Genomic DNA, 18,123 nt, shown 5'->3' with positions numbered 1-18,123 from the left:
TCCACTGAATCACCGCCTTTACGCTACATGAAATAAAGATCAATTAACTAAAATATCGCGGGGCCGCGTAGTACTCCGCCATTTTCTCCGCCAGCCAACCGCCATCTTCACCGTTGGAATGAATAGTGGTGATACTGACCGTCGAACCGCCGCCCCACAGCACGGCAAAAACGTTATAGTCCGGCAGATTTAGCGCCTGCATCTGGCTCCAATCGTATCCCTCATCCTGGCGCAGAAAATCCCCCACCGTCGCAACACCATACGTCGTGCTGTTCACCGCGGTATTTAACAGCGCCGGGGTAATGGCGTTGATATCGCTGCCAATCCGCGAGTCCCCCATGAAGAACGTACCGCCGGATGCAAAATGCGCCGCAGCGATTTTACTGGTCCCTTCCGCAACCGTCGGCATATGGCCGCCGGGTATCTGCCACAGCATCGCCGGTTTTTGCAACGCTCTGGCGGCCTCCTTCACCATGCCCAGATAGTTAAACCAGCAGCTGGCGTTCCAGCCGTAGTGGGCCAGGGCATCCGGGCTGAAGCAGTCGCGTTCGAATTTATCAAATGCGATAAAGTCTGGCGCATAATCGCCGCTGTATACGCCCAATTCATTAATGAATTCAGCAATCGCCGCCCCTTGTTCACGCGGCGCGGCGTTGGCGCGCAGCAGCCAATCTGCCGTGCCCGTCGCCCAAACGTTGGTCTGCCAGCCAAAAGCGATATCAGGCGCGAACTGGCGAACGATATAGTTAATCGCCTGTACGTAGCCATACAAATCGTTGCTGAATGTCGGCAACGCCGGCGCGCTGAAACCTGGAATCGCAGGGAGCGCATTGATCGCCGCCGCCAGTTGTACATTCACCTGCACGCTATTGGCTTTACGCAACGCGGTATAGCCATAAGGCTCCTGCTGCATAGCGCCCAGGAAGTCCGGATTCAGGACGAAGGTTGCCGGAACCGGATGCTGCTCATCTTTCCAGGATTGTGCCGCCAGACACTGGGTAATGAAGTTACCAAAGTGGTTGCGTAAACGCTGCTCATCCTGCAGATCCGATACCGCGCTGCCGCCGCTGGCATTGGCGGTATAGACCACCATCACCGGCATCACCGCGCGACCCGCTTCGGCTTCTATCTCGCGAACCAGCGGCACGGTTTTGTGGATCGGTAGCGAAGCATAATCCAGGAAACCATCGCCATTGCTGTCCACTTCCGCCGCCGGAATCGGATCGCCGCCGCCATCAAAACCATCGTATTTAAACAGCGCGCTGCAAGGCACATTGCGATACAGATCGGTCGTCTCTGCCGCATTCACCGTCACGCCGCCGTGCGCCAGATAATTCGGCCAGCCTTTTACCTGCAGCGGAACGCCCTGGATAAACTCAAGCGCGACGTTATTGACGCTTTGTAGTAAACGCAATGGCGCGCTGATGTCGCAACGCCAAGGCGTACCGGCGATATATACATCCGCTACCTGTACGCTATATTCCCCGGCAGATAAACGCAGCGGTAGTTTCTGCTGACGAGTATCGCTTTCCAGCACGAAACTATACTGATAGCCGCCGCAGCAGAAACGATAGCGCTGCGCGGCCGTCCCCTGTGGTAAGCCTAATACCGTTACCGCGACCTCAACAAAGGCGTCGCTCGCAACGGGCGCTTTTTGTAATGCTACGTTCACCTGCATCGTCATGCCGACCTTCGGCACAATGGTTGCAGGCTGCGCTGCGGTCGTGAGCAACTGATTGTTCATGGTCGTCGGCTGCAGGCAGATAGCATATTGATGATTCGCCAGGAGCTGGGTAACACGCTGCGGTTGATTCGCCATCAGCGTCAGTGTTCTTTCGCACACGCCCGCCTCCGACCATAGCTCAACAACGACTTCCGCGCCTTCCAGTTCATCGTCCGCCAGCAGCAACTCGATCGCGGCAAAGGTCACCGCTGGCTGATAAGCAATCTGACAGCGCTCAACGGCGTTACCTGAAGCAAGTTCCAGCGTATAGCTTTCTGTCACGGGCGAAATTCTCATCTCGTCGTTACACAGTTCCAGTACCGTAATACCGTAGCTTCCGGCGCTCAGATCGCCGATGGTTAGCGTCGCGCCCCATTCCCCGGCGAAGCGCTGCTGACGGCCATCAGAGTACCGCAGCTCAATTTCCGGCTTCAGCGAGGTGCTCTGCGCCTGCGCCGGGAATTGAACAATAATTTGTCCCTGGCGTCCCGGGTCATGCGCCAGCGTCGCCGTCAGGTCACTCAGCACGACGGGCGTTTGTGTGGCCGAAAGATAAAACTCCAGTACCGCCGATTTGCCAGCAGCCAACAGATACTCGCCGTCGTTATTGATGGTGATGGTATTTTTTTCTGTCGGCCAGCCACCGTCGCTGGCCAGCGTTACCGCCTGGTTACCCAGCATGGTACCGCTAAATGGGCTGTACGGATCGGGATGCGCTGTCGCGGTGAAGCCTAATTTCAGCTGATTAATATCGACAGACTGCGAATACTGATTCGTCAACGTCAGGGCCATGCGTTGATACCAGCTGGACGCGTTCACCTCTCCGGAAACCAGGGTCAGTCCTGTACCGGTAATCGCGTCGGCGGCGGGCGTTTCAGGTTCTGGTTCAACCTCATCAGTTGAATCATCGGCGGGCGCTTCAGGTTCTGGTTCAACCTCATCAGCTGAATCATCGGCGGGCGCTTCAGGGACTGGTTCAAGCTCATCAGCTGAATCATCGACGGGCGCTTCAGGGACTGGTTCAAGCTCATCAGCGGCGTCATCGCTATCGGAAGCCGCCAGAGTCAGAGCGAAGGTAGATAATTTTACCGGTACCTGGGTGGCCGCCAGGCTAAAGAATAGAGTACCGCTTTCCCCAGCCGGCAGTAGCAGCTCGCTGCTGTTGTTTATAATGATTTCATTGAATTCCAGGGTTCCCTGGGCGGTGTCACGCAACGTTAATGAACGATCCCCTTTCAGCGTGCCTCCCGTATTCCCCCACGGATCCGGATGTCCGGAGGCAGTAAAGCTAATCGCCGCCTGGTTCAGATCAACGGTTCGATTACTTTCGTTTGTGAAGGTTAACGTGACTTTCTGGTACCAACTATTCACGTCAATCTGGCTATTTTTAATTACAACGGTCATCAACTCGATTCCTCATTCCCTGGTGGAAAAAAGCCCCGGTAAACCGGGGCTTTGCTATAGAGCCCAATACGCCATTAAAAGAGAGATGTATTAGTAGGCGCCTAAGTCAGTCCATGTGCCGCTCTGACCGCAGTTCAGGTCAGGCTGTTCGCCCTGGGACCACCATTTCACTTGGTAGTTGTGACCATTCCAGCTAACAATTTCGAAGGTACCCCAGATTGCGCCATAAACAGCGTTAGCATCCCACAGCGCATATGGCGCATCATGGTCAGCCGCCTCATCGGAAGAGGAGTCATCTTCAGCCGGTTTGGTATCCTCGTCGGGAACCGGAATCACGTCGGTTTCATCTTCTTCATCAGCCGGTGTTGGTTCAACCTGGGCAGCAGCCGGAACCACAGTCAGTACAAAACGCTGTTGAGTTGAAGGTTCGTTGTAGCAGTCACGTACGAAAAGAGTGAACTGGAACGCCGTCTTCGCACTTACCTCAGGCACGACGAACTCAATCACTTCCGCCGTTTTATCCGCGACGTTAATTTCAGACGGTACGCCCCAGCTAAAGGTCAACTCGTCTTTATCTTCATCGGAAGAACCGGCGCCGGACAGCTGAACGGTAGAACCGCCCACTACCAGCAGCTCAATAGCCGCTTTCGGCGCATGGTTGACGTCCGTTTTCTTATCGTCTTCAGCAGATTCATCTTTTTCAACGTTGATGCCATCGAAGTAGAACGGGTCCATATCGATAGTTTCTGACTCAATTTCATAACCCAGCCCTTCACGCGCCGCATTGACCAACACGCCGTTGTCCTGGTCGATAGTCCAGGTGAACATGCCGCCCAGACCCAGCTTCGCCGCGTATTCGCCTTTGGCTTTCACGGTGCGCGGCGTATCCAGCGACATAAACAGTTTGGATTCCGGGTTGTAGAGATAGTCAGCGTCAGCAACCTGATCGGTATAAACGTTGAAGCCGTTACGGCCCTTCTGGTTTTCCAGATCCAGGTAGTTGTAGATCACGTCATACCATTCATTAGTGCCGGACTCGAAAGTACCCGTGGTATCCCCGTTACCCGGGTTATAGGTACCTTTCAGCGGAGACAGCGACTCCAGCTCAACGTTACGGCCGTTACGGGTATAGCCGGCATAACCAATGTTGATATTTTCGGCCGGGAAACCTTCAGACAGCAGATGTTCCACAATAGTGTTTACACCCCAGCCGCCCTCTTCCAGCGCCTTCAGGTTAGTGTGATGAGCAACGGTTTCCGCCCACGGGGTGCCGAAGAAGTCATAGGTCATCAGGTTGATGCCGTACAGGCCAGCTTTAATCAGCGCTTTGACGTTGGAATAATCGAAAGTCTTCACCACCGCGGAGCTGGCAATGGAGATTTTCACATTGCTCAGGTTGGCGGAATCCAGCTGCTTACGCAGTTCGCCAATCAGCAGGGCGTAGTTTTCGCCATCTTCCGGGCCGCAAGGGTTGCCCGCGCCTTCGGCATTCGGGTATTCCCAGTCGATATCCACTTCGCTGAACATCGGGAACTGTTTGAACAGCTTCACCACGCCTTTAGCGAAGGTTTTACGTGCGGAATCAGATGCCGCGGTTTCATGGAAGCCGTTACTCATGGTCCAGCCGCCGATGCTCATGGACAGCACCAGGTTGTGGCCCTGCTGTTTGGCTTTCGCCTGCAGGTCACGCAGGCCACCGAGCAGGCCTTTGGTGTTCTCCTGGGTTACGGTTTTCGGATCGACATCCCAGCCGCTGACGCTGTGGCCAACGTTAATGTAGGACTGGAAGTCGCCCCACGGATCCAGGAAGGTTGGTTCATATTTGACTTTGCCGCACTTCTCAGCGCCTTCGGCCACCACGTCGCGATACTGGCCATCAATTTTATGGAAACCAGTCACGCCAACGAAGCCGACAATAATTTTATCGTAAGCGGTCGGTGAGATATTGGTCAGGTCATAGCCGCGACCGCGGTTATCTTTAGAGTCATCCCCTTCCAGACGACCATCATACTGAGACCAGTCGGTATAATAGCCAAATACCTTCGGCTTCGTGGTTGCTGCTTTATATTTGTTATAGACCGGCTTTGCGACACGCGCTGAAGTATAGCTATAGTTGCTCACTTCAGTTGCTGGATTAAAACCATCAGCGGCGTTGCTGGTTTCGGTAAGAGTATCGCCTTTAATCAGTTTGCTGGTAGCCATTTTAAATTTCCTTTTAAGTTTAAAAATTATCGCAGTTCGTTCTGCGAGACCAATAATCCATGACTCATGAAAAATTGGCTAATCACAAAGCATCAGCAATTAATCAACGCCAAATAATTATTTCACTGAGACCTCAATGAGGAACATCAGCACGACATCATCGGGTCAGAGAGGCCATCAAACCTACCTGAAGGATAAAAAACAAACAGCATATTAAATATAATTTAGGTAGTAATTAATTGTCATTTAACTTACATGAGATTATGTGACAGAGGTCTCCCCAACAAACAACACTACAATAAAACCGATGACAAAAAATGGATTAAGCCATTTCTTGTGCAATATATTCATCGACGACAATCAGGATGTGCAAATCTAAAGGAAGACGTTATGAAAACTTATCTCATCAATAACAACTGCATCTACAACGAACAGAAATATGAACTAAGAACGAGCTCAAATTCGCAAGTTATTCGAATGACGGCAATGCGTTCTAAATGTCTTAGTTTCATTATTGAAAACGCTCATCTGGAGATTATCGAACGGCAGAAAATCACCAATGAGTTATGGGGTAGCAGAAGTCATTTTGTGAATGATGCCAATCTAACGCAGATACTGTATTTAATCAGACGAGATCTCAAAGCACTCGGTATAAACGATCTTTTCATTACCATCCCGCGCCAGGGGCTGCAGGTCAACAAAGACATTACCATTGAAAAAGTCGAACCCAGGAAACCAAAAGTCAGAAAGCAGTTTTTCCGTAAAACGCTGGCGGCGCTAACCACCGTCTTTTCCGTCACGCTAGGTACAATGATGTACATGCACATTCATTAATTCAGGGAGAATAGAATGAATCCAATTATTGATGGAATCCTCGGACTGGAAGGCGGCTATAGCGCCAATCCTAAGGATAAAGGCGGCGAGACTAACTGGGGCATCACAGAAGCAACGGCGCGAGCGCACGGTTACCAGGGAAAGATGAGCGAACTTTCTCACAACGAGGCCTATGCGATTCTGGAGACCGATTACTGGATCAAACCCGGCTTTGAGCAGGTATCGCAACTCTCCTGGTCAGTAGCATTTGAGCTGTGCGACGCGGCAGTGAATATTGGTCCTCACCACCCCTGTATGTGGCTACAGCGCTGGCTTAACGTGATGAATCGCGAGCAGCAATACTACCCGGATATAAAAACAGATGGCAACATTGGCCCGCGAACCCTGAATGCGCTGAATTGCTATTTAACGCGACGAGGTAAAGAAGGAGAACAGGTGTTAGTCAAAGCGCTAAACTGCAGCCAGGGGGCTTATTACCTGGAGATCAGCGAGAATCATCGACAAAATGAAGAGTTCATTTACGGCTGGCTTAAAAACCGGGTGACATAGTTGAGGCGCACTAATCTGTAATAAAAGACTCAAGGATGAGCCTTTTATTACGTAGTAATACTACTTGAGCTTAGTACCGCCAAGCGTATTTTTTACTTTCTCACCCAGTATTTTTAAAATTGGACCGGCAAAAACACCGCCTAACCCTGCGGCTAACAGCACCATATTAAAGCTAAATCCTTTTTCGATAGCGATAGCGCTAAGGAGAAAACTGGTAAAACAAGATATCACCACCTGGGTCAGGCAGTTCATAATTCCCTGATGTGCTTCGCCACTGTCTTCCTTATTTTTACGGAGAAGGAAACTGACGAATCCCCCCCAGGCGCCGATAGAAATAATGGTCAGAAGTATCTCTACTTCCAGTAATACAACTTCCGTTGTTTCTAAATGATTAGGTATAGACATAATCGCTCCTGCATAACTAAAGTAAAAAAAGATTCATCAGGAGTGTAAGTGGCGTAACTGGGGAAAGGTAATCAAAGAATATCAAGACTAACCACATCATATTAATGACGGTAAGATGATGGAACTTACCGTCTGAATGATGACAGCGTATGTAACATGGAAACTGTTTCATTTATCGCTGATATATTTCTACTATTTTTGTTCCATGAAGCATAAACCTGCACGGACTTAAACATCAATTCAGGTGGCGGTTGGATAAAATTTATATCGTATTTACGCTGATTTTTATAAAATAGCGCCAGCTTTAAAGGCAATAATGCAATCAACGCGGTTCTTTCTACCATGCCAACCAGTCCGGTGATAGAATCGCTGCAATAGCCCATGGTACGTGAACCGTCATAATAAACATCATCTTTAAATAATCCGTTATCAGTGATGATGGAAGGAGAAGAAATGCCGGGTTGATACATGGCATGGCGGGAAGAGTAGAACTGATGTAAAGAAAGCTGCGACAGTTCGCTGAACAAATGACCCTTGGCACAAATACAGACGAAATTTCTGAAGCTATCAATCATTTGATTATCGAGCCCAGGTTCAACCAACGGCTCAGAACCAATCGATAAATCGCATTGTGCCGTCAGTAGAAGCTCTTTAGCTTTATCGCGGCTAATATTGCGGGATGAAAAATGATTGATCACGCCCTGTTCAAAAAGCGCGCTGCCGTACAGTTGGGAAAGGTAATAACTTTCGATGAAGTCGCTACCAAGGATCGTAATCCGGGTATCATCATCCTTGTTTTCTGTCAGAAAGGTATTATCGACAAGCAACATGGCCTGGCGAAAACTATGGTGGATCTCGAGTGCTTTCGCTGTTGGCAGTAAACCATCTTTACTTCTGACAAACAGCTCCTGATGATAGAAGTTTTGTAGTCGTCTTAATGCCAGAGAGACCGCGGCAGGAGTAATGGCCAATTTTTTCGCCGCCTTCGCGGCATTACCTGCCGAAATGACAGCGTCAAGAACCTTGATTAAATTATAATCAAAGCCCTTATTGGCACCTTTCGATCCCATCCACTGTCAGCCTCTTTTATCGAAAAAAGCAATATAGATAATACTCAAAATAAATCAAACCCGGACATGCTAAACAAAGTATAGCGTCTCTATTCAAGGCTGAGGCTAGGGCAGAAAAAAGCCTGAACAGGATGTTCAGGCTTGTGCTAATAACGTAATTTAACGCAATTAACGCGTTAAATCATCGAAGAATTTTTTTACGCCATCGAAGAAGCTTTTGGAACGCGGGCTGTTTTTCTCACCCGTCGGACCACCGAAAGTTTCCTGCAGCTCTTTCAACAATTGCTTCTGCTTATCGTTAAGACCCACCGGCGTTTCCACCACCACGCGACACAGCAGATCGCCCTGAGCGCCGCCGCGTACGGACTTCACGCCCTTGCCGCGCATGCGGAACAGTTTGCCGGTTTGCGTTTCGCCAGGCACTTTCAGGTTAACGCGGCCATCCAGCGTCGGTACTTCAATCTCGCCGCCAAGCGCAGCCATGGTGAAGTTGATCGGTACTTCGCAGTACAGATTATTCCCTTCACGCTCGAAGATCGCGTGCTGTTTGACCTGAACCTGAACGTACAGATCGCCCGCCGGAGCGCCATGCTCGCCGGCTTCACCTTCGCCAGCCAGACGAATGCGATCGCCGGTATCGACGCCAGCCGGGATTTTCACCGACAGTGTTTTGGTTTTTTCAACGCGACCGTGACCGTGACACTTGTTGCATGGATCTTTGATAAGCGTACCGCGCCCCTGACAGTGCGGACAGGTTTGCTGAACGGCAAAGAATCCCTGGCGCATCTGAACCTGACCGGAACCATGACAGGTCGGACAGGTCTGCGGCTGAGTGCCGGATTTGGCGCCGCTGCCGTGGCAAACATCGCACTCTTCCAGCGTCGGGATGCGGATTTCTTTAGTGACGCCACGGACCGCTTCTTCCAGCGTTAATTCCATGTTGTAACGTAAATCTGCACCGCGCGCCGCGCGTTGACGGCCACGACCGCCGCCGAAGATATCGCCGAACACGTCGCCAAAGATATCGCTGAAATCCGCGCCGCCGCCGAAGCCGCCGCCGAAGCCGCCGCCGCCCATGCCGCCTTGTTCAAACGCGGCGTGGCCGTACTGATCGTAGGCTGCACGTTTCTGGGCATCAGTCAGGACTTCATACGCTTCTTTGATTTCTTTAAATTTGGCTTCGGCCTCTTTGTCACCCTGGTTACGGTCCGGGTGATACTTCATGGCCAGGCGCTTATACGCCTTTTTGATTTCACGCTCTTCCGCTGTTTTGGAAACGCCCAAAATCTCGTAATAATCTTGCTTTGCCATTGGTGTTTTTCAGCCCCTTAACATGCGTGCACGGGCGGAGAGGAAACCTCTTCGCCCGTGCCAGTGTTTTACCCGTTCAAAGGGCGATTATTTTTTGTCTTTCACTTCTTCGAACTCAGCGTCGACAACATCGTCGTCCTTCGCGCTGTTCTCTTGAGCGTCAGCGCCGCCAGCCTGCTGCTGAGCGTGCTGCTGCTGAGCGATTTCCATCAGCTTCTGGGAAGCCTGGGCCAGCGCCTGCATCTTCGCTTCGATGTCCGCTTTGTCTTCACCTTTCAGGGAAGCTTCCAGTGCGGTCAGCGCAGACTCGATTGCAGTTTTGTCATCAGCCGGCAGTTTGTCGCCTGCTTCTTCAACCTGCTTACGGGTGCTGTGCAGCAGATGGTCGCCTTGGTTACGGGTCTGAACCAGCTCTTCGAACTTACGGTCAGATTCAGCGTTAGCTTCCGCTTCGCGAACCATTTTCTGAATTTCTTCTTCATTCAGACCGGAAGAAGCCTTGATGGTGATCTTCTGCTCTTTACCGCTGTTTTTATCTTTCGCGGAAACGTGCAGGATACCGTCAGCATCGATATCGAAGGTTACTTCGATCTGCGGCATACCGCGCGGCGCTGGGTTAATACCATCCAGGTTGAACTGACCCAGAGATTTGTTATCAGAAGCGCGTTTACGCTCACCCTGCAGCACATGGATGGTTACCGCGGACTGGTTGTCTTCCGCAGTAGAGAACACCTGGCTGTGCTTGGTCGGGATCGTGGTGTTTTTGCTGATAAGCGCTGTCATCACGCCGCCCATGGTTTCGATACCCAGCGACAGCGGGGTAACGTCCAGCAGCAGAACGTCTTTAACTTCACCAGTCAGTACACCACCCTGAACCGCTGCGCCGATAGCCACAGCTTCATCCGGGTTAACGTCTTTACGCGGTTCTTTACCAAAGAACTCAGCAACTTTCTTCTGCACCATCGGCATACGAGTCTGACCACCAACGAGGATCACGTCGTTGATATCGGAAACGGACAGACCGGCATCCTGCAGGGCAACTTTCAGCGGCTCGATGGAACGGTTAACCAGATCTTCAACCAGGCTTTCCAGTTTCGCGCGAGTCACTTTAATGTTCATGTGTTTCGGACCGGTCGCGTCTGCGGTGATATACGGCAGGTTAACGTCGGTCTGCTGAGCGGAAGACAGCTCAATTTTCGCTTTTTCTGCGGCTTCTTTCAGACGCTGCATCGCCAGCGGGTCGTTGCGCAGGTCAATGCCCTGCTCTTTCTTAAACTCGTCAACGAGGTAGTTGATCAGACGAGTATCGAAGTCTTCACCACCCAGGTGGGTATCACCGTTGGTTGCCAGAACTTCGAAGGTTTTTTCGCCGTCAACTTCGTCGATTTCGATAATAGAGATATCGAAGGTACCGCCACCGAGGTCGTATACCGCGATAGTACGGTTGCCGACTTCTTTATCCAGACCGTAAGCCAGCGCAGCGGCAGTCGGTTCGTTGATGATACGTTTGACTTCCAGACCCGCGATACGGCCGGCATCTTTGGTTGCCTGACGCTGAGCATCGTTGAAATACGCAGGTACGGTGATAACAGCTTCAGTTACCGGCTCACCCAGGTAATCTTCAGCGGTTTTCTTCATTTTCTTCAGCACTTCAGCAGAAATCTGCGGCGGTGCGGTTTTGGTGCCTTTCACATCAAGCCAGGCGTCGCCATTATCTGCGGCAACGATTTTGTACGGCATGATGGAAACGTCACGCTGAACTTCTTCATCCTGGAAGCGGCGACCAATCAGGCGTTTAATCGCAAACAGGGTGTTTTGCGGGTTTGTCACTGCCTGACGTTTAGCCGGCTGACCAACCAGAGTTTCACCATCCTGGGTATAGGCAATAATAGAAGGCGTGGTGCGATCGCCTTCGGCGTTCTCCAGCACGCGAGCGGTAGTGCCATCCATAATCGCTACACAAGAGTTGGTAGTACCCAGGTCGATACCAATAATTTTACCCATCTAAACGTCTCCACTAAAAATTCGATCAACATGTGGTTGTGAACCTGTAATAAGGGCGAAACGTGCGGTTTCAACTGCCCTGACATCATTTTTTTTCAGGTTCTTCACTGCGGTTGACTACAAGATGGGGTCGCCCTGGTTTTCATCAAGGGGCAAGCCAAAAAAAATTTTTATGGCAAAACGCAGACGCGAGAGTAAACAACACGCCAGCCGGGCAAAATAGTCGCCATAACTCATACAAAACATAAATAGTAAATAAGAACATATTCATCGGATATCGCACATGTTCGGCGAAGAGTTCGCGATTATCGCGGCGTAAGGTAAATTGCTGAAAAATACCCCGCCAGATCATAGACAGTAACCACGCGCCTCATTATTATGCCGCGCCCCACCGCAAGTGGCGGGGTAATGCTTCCCTTTCTAATCATTATTTTGAGGAATTATGGGCAACACTAAGTTGGCTAATCCGGCACCGCTGGGCCTTATGGGCTTTGGCATGACCACTATTCTGCTTAACCTGGCGAATAGCGGCCTTTTCGCATTCGATGTAGCTATCCTGGCGATGGGCATTTTTTACGGCGGCATTGCGCAAATTTTTGCCGGCCTGCTCGAGTATAAAAAAGGCAACACCTTTGGTTTAACCGCTTTTACGTCCTACGGCTCCTTCTGGCTGACGTTGGTCGCGATCCTCCTGATGCCGAAAATGGGTCTGGCTGATGCGCCGAACCCGCATTTCCTGGGCATGTATCTTGGCCTGTGGGGTATCTTTACGTTGTTCATGTTCTTCGGCACGCTGAAAGCCGCGCGCATGCTGCAGTTCGTCTTCCTGAGCCTGACGGTGCTGTTCGCGCTGCTGGCGATTGGCCACCTGGTCGATAACGAAGGCATTGTTAAAATTGCCGGCTGGATTGGCCTGGTATGCGGCGCGAGCGCTATTTACCTGGCGATGGGCGAAGTGTTGAACGAGCAGTTCGGGCGCACCGTTCTGCCGATTGGCGAACCACGCTAATGGCCTGCCGCCGCCCGCAAACCGGGCGGCGGCGTTAAATTTAACGCTGCAGTTCTCCTTGCGGTAAAACCGCCTGCGTCGTCAACCCCTGACGCAGCCAGATACCTAAACCCAGCCCCATCAGAGACAGCGCCAGTACGTACCAGGCCGGCGCCATCGGCGAAACCCCCATCAACATGGTGACGGCAATCGGCGTCAGGCCGCCGAAAATGGCGTATGACAGATTGTAGGAAAACGAGATGCCGGTGAAACGCACTTCCGCCGGGAAGGCGCGCACCATTACGTAAGGTACCGCCCCCACCACGCCGACGCACAATCCAACCGTGCCATACAGCAGGAACAGCCGCTGCGGGCTGGCGCCGGAAAGGTGGTAAAAGGCCCAACTGGCGGCCGCCAACAGCAGACTACCGACAATAAAAGTGCGGCTGGCGCCGAATCGGTCTGCCGCCAGACCGGCGAGTAAACAGCCGATACACAGCATAATCGTGGCGATGCTATTGGCCTGCAGGGTAATCGCCGGCGCAAAGCCATAATGTTTTTGCAGCCAGACCGGCGACATCAGGATCACCACCACCACGCCGGCGGAAAGCAGCCAGGTGAGCAACATCGAAACGATGACGGCCTTCTGGTGCTTAAGCGCCACCGCCTTCACCGGCAACTCCTGCGCCAGCGCTTTGCGCTGTTGCATCTCAAGAAATATCGGCGTCTCCTGCAGCCAGCGACGCAGATACATCGCCACCAAGCCAAAAACGCCGCCCAGCAGGAAAGGAATACGCCAGCCGCCGTCGTGGATACCCTGCGGCGTCATGCTGGTGTTGATAAGCGTCGCCACCACCGAACCTAACAGGATCCCAACGGTCAACCCCGCGGTCAGGGTGCCGCAGGCGATACCGATGCGTTTTTCCGGGACATGTTCGGCCACGAAAACCCAGGCGCCCGGCACTTCGCCGCCAATCGCCGCTCCTTGTAAAATACGCATGAGCAGTAATAGCAGCGGCGCAACGATGCCCATTGAGGCATAAGTCGGCAGCAGACCGATCGCCAGCGTCGGCAACGCCATGAGCAGAATGCTAAGCGTAAACATTTTCTTGCGGCCGACCAGGTCGCCAAAATGGGCCATGATAATGCCGCCAAGAGGACGCGCCAGATAACCCGCGGCGAAAATACCGAAGGTCTGTACCTGACGTAGCCATTCCGGAATATCGGCGGGGAAGAACAGTTCGCCGACGACGGCGGCGAAGAAGACAAAGATAATGAAGTCATAAAACTCCAGCGCCCCGCCGAGGGCGGCCAGCGTCAGAGTTTTATAATCCTGTCGATTCAGTGCTCGGGTGTGTTGTGACATAACTGGCGCTTCGTCCGCAGTAATATTACGCAATGTGTAAAGTAAAAAACACTATACCGTAAATAAAACAGCACACCACCGGCAATGCAGGTTATATCAGCAATGCATTAAATTCAGGATAAAGTTTCACGTCGTGCGCTTTTCGGGCGAAAAGCTGCTACAACGCTGGCTTCCGTCTCCACATACGGCCCCTCAAGCAACTGTACACAATAAGGTACACTTGCAAAAACACCATGCACCAGCACCTTACCTTCCGCGTCTTTAACTCCTTCAAGAGTCTCCTGAATCGCTTTCGGTTGGCCAGGCAGATTGAGGATCAGCGCCTGCTTGCGGATGACGCCAACCTGCCGGGATAGGATAGCCGTCGGCACAAAGTGTAGGCTAACCTGACGCATTTGCTCGCCGAAACCGGGCATGACGCGATCGGCAATCGCTAAAGTTGCGTCCGGAGTCACATCACGGCGCGCCGGGCCGGTGCCGCCGGTGGTTAACACCAGATGACAGCCCATCTCGTCAACCAGCTCGCACAACGTTTGTTCAATGATGGGCTGTTCATCAGGGATCAGGCGTGTCTGTAGTTCAAAGGGCGTTGTCAGCGCACGCGACAGCCACTCTTCCAACGCAGGAATACCTTTGTCCTGGTAAACGCCGCTGGAGGCGCGGTCAGAAATAGAAACTAAGCCGATGCGTAATTTATTCATATTCATTCCGTTCAAATAGTGCAATTAAGCGGAATGATACACGCTGGAGAGAATTACAGACAGGATTCAAAAGAAGTAGCGTGACCGGTAGCCCGGTCACGCTGGGATGATTACAGCAGGTCGCCGATCATTTTTTCCAGTTTTTCCTGGTCGATGGCAAACTTACGGATACCTTCCGCCAGTTTGTCTACCGCCATCGGATCCTGGTTGTGCTGCCACAGGAACTGGGATTCAGTAATGCGTTCCGGACGCGCTTTGACTTCGCCGCTGAACGCCAGTTTACGTTCGACAGCGCCTTCGCTTTCTGCCAGCTCTTTCAGCAGCGCAGGGGCGATGGTCAGACGGTCACAACCGGCCAGCTCAAGGATTTCGCCAACGTTACGGAAGCTTGCGCCCATCACGACGGTTTCATAGCCGTGCTGCTTGTAGTACTCGTAGATTTCGCTAACGGAAATCACGCCCGGATCTTCTGCCGGCGCGTACTCTTTCTTATCCGTGTTCGCTTTGTACCAGTCGAGGATACGACCAACGAACGGAGAAATCAGGAAGACGCCCGCTTCAGCGCAAGCGCGAGCCTGAGCGAAGGAGAACAGCAGGGTCAGGTTACAGTTGATGCCTTCTTTTTCCAGCTGCTCAGCGGCGCGAATGCCCTGCCAGGTCGAAGCCAGTTTGATCAGGATGCGATCGTTGCCGATACCGGCATCGTTATACAGTTTGATCAGGCGTTTTGCTTTCGCGATAGAAGCGTCGGTGTCGTAGGACAGACGGGCATCAACTTCGGTAGAAATACGGCCCGGGATCAGTTTAAGGATTTCGAGACCGATGTTCACCGCCAGTTTGTCGGAAGCATCGATAATCTGCTGCGCGCGATCGCTGCTCTGGCCGCGAGCCCAGGCAACAGCGTCGTCAATCAGCTTACGGTACTCAGGGATCTGAGCCGCGCCGAGGATCAAAGAAGGGTTGGTGGTGGCATCCTGAGGCTGATACAGCTTCATTGCCGCGATATCTCCGGTGTCAGCTACGACAGTGGTGTACTGACGCAGAGAAGTCAATTTATCCGTCATGATAGTGTTTCTCTTAAACAGCAGTTAAGGGGATGTAACCGGTCTGCCAAGATGATAACACGCCATAGGGTCAGCGCAACCGCCGACAATGCAAGAGCGCAGAGTGTGATAAACTCGACATATTAATTATCTGAATGCTAAAGGATTGTCACCGGAGTGGTAGCGCTTACACCGCGCGCCGGCATGGACAAGAGGACGTTTAATGCCTGATTTTCTCTCGTTTATCAATGAAATACTCTGGGGCTCGGTAATGATTTATCTGTTACTGGGCGCCGGTATTTGGTTTACCTGGCGAACGGAGTTTATTCAGTTCCGTTATATTCGCCAGTTTGGCAAAAGTCTTAAAAAAAGCCTTCGTCCTCAGCCCGGCGGATTAACGTCTTTTCAGGCGCTGTGCACCAGCCTGGCGGCTCGCGTCGGCAGCGGTAACCTGGCGGGCGTGGCGTTAGCGATTGCCGCTGGCGGCCCCGGCGCCGTGCTCTGGATGTGGGTCTCCGCACTACTCGGCATGGCCAGTAGCTTCGCCGAATGCTCGCTTGCCCAGCTGTACAAAGAGCGCGATAGCGCAGGCCAGTTCCGCGGCGGCCCGGCGTGGTATATGGCCCGCGGACTTGAGATGCGCTGGATGGGCGTGGTCTTCTCGATCCTGCTGCTGCTGGCCTATGGGGTTATCTTCAATACCGTGCAGGCTAACTCGGTGGCGCACGCCATGGCCTATGCTTTCGATTTACCGATGGTCGCCGTCGGCGCCGCGCTGGCAGCCGCGATGCTGTTGATTATCGTCCGCGGTTTACGCGGCGTGGCGCGATTGATGCAGTGGTTTGTCCCGCTGATGGCCCTGCTGTGGGTCGGCGCCAGCCTGTTGATTGGCCTCTGGCACTTCGCTGCCCTGCCGGCGGTTTTTGAAACCATCTTCCGCTGCGCTTTCGGCTGGCAGGAAGCGGCGGCGGGCGCGGTGGGCTATACCATTAGCCAAGCGCTTACCGGCGGGTTTCAGCGCGGGATGTTTTCCAACGAAGCGGGGATGGGTTCAACGCCAAACGCCGCCGCAGCCGCGGCCTCATGGCCTCCGCATCCGGCGGCGCAGGGCATTGTACAGATGATTGGCGTCTTTATAGATACCATTGTTATCTGTACGGCCAGCGCGGTAATTATCCTGCTGGCGCCGCGCGAAAACCGCGATAATGTGGTCAGCGGTATTCAAACCATGCAGCACGCGATGGGCGATCTCATTGGTAGCTGGGGGCCGGGTCTGGTCGCCACAGTGCTGCTGCTTTTCGCTTTCAGTTCGATTGTCGCCAATTATATTTATGCCGAAAATAATCTGATCTTCCTGCGGCTCAATAAGCCGCTGCATATCTGGACGCTCCGGGTTATCACCGTATTAATGGTGATGGCAGGCACCCTGGTGAGTTTGCCGGTGGTCTGGCAGCTGGCGGATATTATTATGGCGTTAATGGCCATCACTAACTTAACGGCGATTTTGCTGCTTTCGCCAACGGTACGCATCCTCGCCAGCGATTATCTGCGCCAGCGTAAACTCGGCGTGCAGCCGGTCTTCGATCCCGCTCGCTATCCGGAAATTCAGCAACATCTGGCGCCCGGCGCCTGGGATGAGATACCGCGCGAATAGCGCGGTAATCGCAGCAATCGATCCCACCATGCGCTTTTTTTGTTAAAATTCGTCGAAATTCCCTGCAAGGACTGGATATGCTGATTCTGATTTCACCTGCAAAAACGCTCGATTATCAAAGCCCGCTGGCAACGACTCGCTATACCCAGCCCGAACTCCTGGAGTATTCTCAACAGCTTATCGGTATCGCCCGTCAGCTGACGGCGCCGCAAATCGGTAAGCTGATGAGCATCAGCGATAAGCTGGCCGACCTCAATGCCACCCGTTTTCACGACTGGCATCCGGACTTTACCCCGCAGAATGCCCGTCAGGCGATACTGGCGTTCAAAGGCGACGTCTATACCGGCCTGCAGGCCGAAAACTTTAGCGAAGCGGATTTCGATTTCGCCCAGCAGCATCTGCGTATGCTTTCCGGACTTTACGGCGTATTGCGCCCGCTGGATTTGATGCAGCCCTACCGTCTGGAGATGGGCATTAAGCTGGAAAATTCGCAGGGCAAGGATTTGTATCATTTCTGGGGCGATGTCATTACCGATAAGATCAATCAGGCGCTGCAGGCGCAGGGCGACGATATCATTATCAATCTGGCATCCGATGAGTATTTTAAATCGGTAAAACCGAAGAAATTGCAGGGACAGTTGATTAAGCCGGTATTCCTCGATGAGAAAAACGGCAAATTCAAGGTGATCAGCTTCTATGCCAAAAAAGCGCGCGGCCTGATGAGCCGCTACATCATAGAAAATCGTTTAACCCGTCCGGAACAGCTGCAGAAGTTTGATAGCGAAGGCTATTTCTTTGATGCGCAGGCATCGGAGAAAGGTGAACTGGTGTTTAAACGCCACGAGCAGTAAGCCTGAATGCCCCCAGCC

At 52.5% G+C, this 18,123-nt stretch carries 14 protein-coding genes; 5 read left to right on the top strand and 9 right to left on the bottom strand.

What is annotated here, in order from left to right; genetic code table 11:
• Nucleotides 1-43 precede the first annotated feature (43 nt).
• Together PGR29_RS19750 and PGR29_RS19745 are read right to left on the bottom strand one after the other, a co-directional pair.
• A complete protein-coding gene (locus tag PGR29_RS19750; protein ID WP_316425167.1) occupies nucleotides 44-3,127 on the bottom strand; it encodes a chitinase in 3,084 nt (1,027 codons plus the stop codon).
• A gap of 90 nt (nucleotides 3,128-3,217) precedes the next feature.
• Complete coding sequence (locus tag PGR29_RS19745; RefSeq protein ID WP_213795045.1) at nucleotides 3,218-5,329, bottom strand: glycosyl hydrolase family 18 protein; 2,112 nt, start codon at nucleotides 5,327-5,329, stop codon at nucleotides 3,218-3,220.
• Between the two features lie 390 nt (nucleotides 5,330-5,719).
• Here PGR29_RS19745 and PGR29_RS19740 point away from each other — a divergent pair, with 390 nt between their 5' ends.
• Nucleotides 5,720-6,163: a winged helix-turn-helix domain-containing protein gene (locus tag PGR29_RS19740; protein ID WP_087858193.1), complete on the top strand. Its 444-nt coding sequence runs from the start codon at nucleotides 5,720-5,722 to the stop codon at nucleotides 6,161-6,163.
• 15 nt (nucleotides 6,164-6,178) lie between these two features.
• The gene (locus PGR29_RS19735) at nucleotides 6,179-6,712 is read left to right on the top strand and encodes a glycoside hydrolase family 108 protein (RefSeq protein WP_087858194.1); all 534 of its coding nucleotides are present in this window, start codon (nucleotides 6,179-6,181) and stop codon (nucleotides 6,710-6,712) included.
• 60 nt (nucleotides 6,713-6,772) lie between these two features.
• Here the strand turns inward: PGR29_RS19735 and PGR29_RS19730 are convergent, their stop codons facing one another.
• The 4 genes from PGR29_RS19730 to dnaK form a co-directional block, all read right to left on the bottom strand.
• The gene (locus PGR29_RS19730; protein WP_087858195.1) at nucleotides 6,773-7,117 is read right to left on the bottom strand and encodes a phage holin family protein; all 345 of its coding nucleotides are present in this window, start codon (nucleotides 7,115-7,117) and stop codon (nucleotides 6,773-6,775) included.
• A 125-nt stretch (nucleotides 7,118-7,242) separates the two neighbouring features.
• Nucleotides 7,243-8,187, bottom strand: a complete 945-nt coding sequence (locus PGR29_RS19725) for a LysR family transcriptional regulator (RefSeq protein ID WP_087858196.1) — start codon at nucleotides 8,185-8,187, stop codon at nucleotides 7,243-7,245.
• A gap of 168 nt (nucleotides 8,188-8,355) precedes the next feature.
• On the bottom strand, nucleotides 8,356-9,498 hold the full coding sequence (gene dnaJ, locus PGR29_RS19720; protein WP_020079653.1) for a molecular chaperone DnaJ: 1,143 nt from the start codon (nucleotides 9,496-9,498) through the stop codon (nucleotides 8,356-8,358).
• Between the two features lie 87 nt (nucleotides 9,499-9,585).
• Nucleotides 9,586-11,502 carry a molecular chaperone DnaK gene (gene dnaK / locus PGR29_RS19715; RefSeq protein ID WP_045395850.1) on the bottom strand — a complete coding sequence of 639 codons (1,917 nt, stop codon included), beginning with the start codon at nucleotides 11,500-11,502 and terminating at the stop codon, nucleotides 9,586-9,588.
• Nucleotides 11,503-11,944: 442 nt separating this feature from the next.
• Between dnaK and satP the strand changes: the two genes are divergently transcribed.
• Complete coding sequence (gene satP / locus PGR29_RS19710) at nucleotides 11,945-12,511, top strand: acetate uptake transporter (RefSeq protein ID WP_045395854.1); 567 nt, start codon at nucleotides 11,945-11,947, stop codon at nucleotides 12,509-12,511.
• A gap of 40 nt (nucleotides 12,512-12,551) precedes the next feature.
• On the opposite strand, the gene PGR29_RS19705 is transcribed toward satP, so the two are convergent.
• The 3 genes from PGR29_RS19705 to tal all read right to left on the bottom strand — a co-directional run bounded on the left by PGR29_RS19705 (nucleotide 12,552) and on the right by tal (nucleotide 15,621).
• Nucleotides 12,552-13,856 (bottom strand): MFS transporter, encoded by a 1,305-nt coding sequence (locus PGR29_RS19705; RefSeq protein ID WP_087858197.1) that lies wholly within the window; start codon nucleotides 13,854-13,856, stop codon nucleotides 12,552-12,554.
• Nucleotides 13,857-13,969: 113 nt separating this feature from the next.
• Nucleotides 13,970-14,557, bottom strand: coding sequence for a molybdopterin adenylyltransferase (mog, locus tag PGR29_RS19700; RefSeq protein WP_047078005.1), 588 nt, complete (start codon nucleotides 14,555-14,557; stop codon nucleotides 13,970-13,972).
• A gap of 110 nt (nucleotides 14,558-14,667) precedes the next feature.
• The gene (gene tal, locus PGR29_RS19695) at nucleotides 14,668-15,621 is read right to left on the bottom strand and encodes a transaldolase (RefSeq protein WP_316425166.1); all 954 of its coding nucleotides are present in this window, start codon (nucleotides 15,619-15,621) and stop codon (nucleotides 14,668-14,670) included.
• Between the two features lie 202 nt (nucleotides 15,622-15,823).
• Between tal and PGR29_RS19690 the strand changes: the two genes are divergently transcribed.
• Together PGR29_RS19690 and yaaA are read left to right on the top strand one after the other, a co-directional pair.
• Nucleotides 15,824-17,254 carry an alanine/glycine:cation symporter family protein gene (locus PGR29_RS19690; protein ID WP_316425165.1) on the top strand — a complete coding sequence of 477 codons (1,431 nt, stop codon included), beginning with the start codon at nucleotides 15,824-15,826 and terminating at the stop codon, nucleotides 17,252-17,254.
• A gap of 77 nt (nucleotides 17,255-17,331) precedes the next feature.
• The gene (gene yaaA, locus PGR29_RS19685) at nucleotides 17,332-18,105 is read left to right on the top strand and encodes a peroxide stress protein YaaA (protein WP_316425164.1); all 774 of its coding nucleotides are present in this window, start codon (nucleotides 17,332-17,334) and stop codon (nucleotides 18,103-18,105) included.
• Nucleotides 18,106-18,123: the final 18 nt, after the last annotated feature.

The organism is Klebsiella sp. 141203 (assembly GCF_032601985.1).
GTDB classification, from domain to species: Bacteria; Pseudomonadota; Gammaproteobacteria; order Enterobacterales; family Enterobacteriaceae; genus Klebsiella; species Klebsiella aerogenes.
This window is presented reverse-complemented; position numbering and strand designations above follow the sequence as displayed.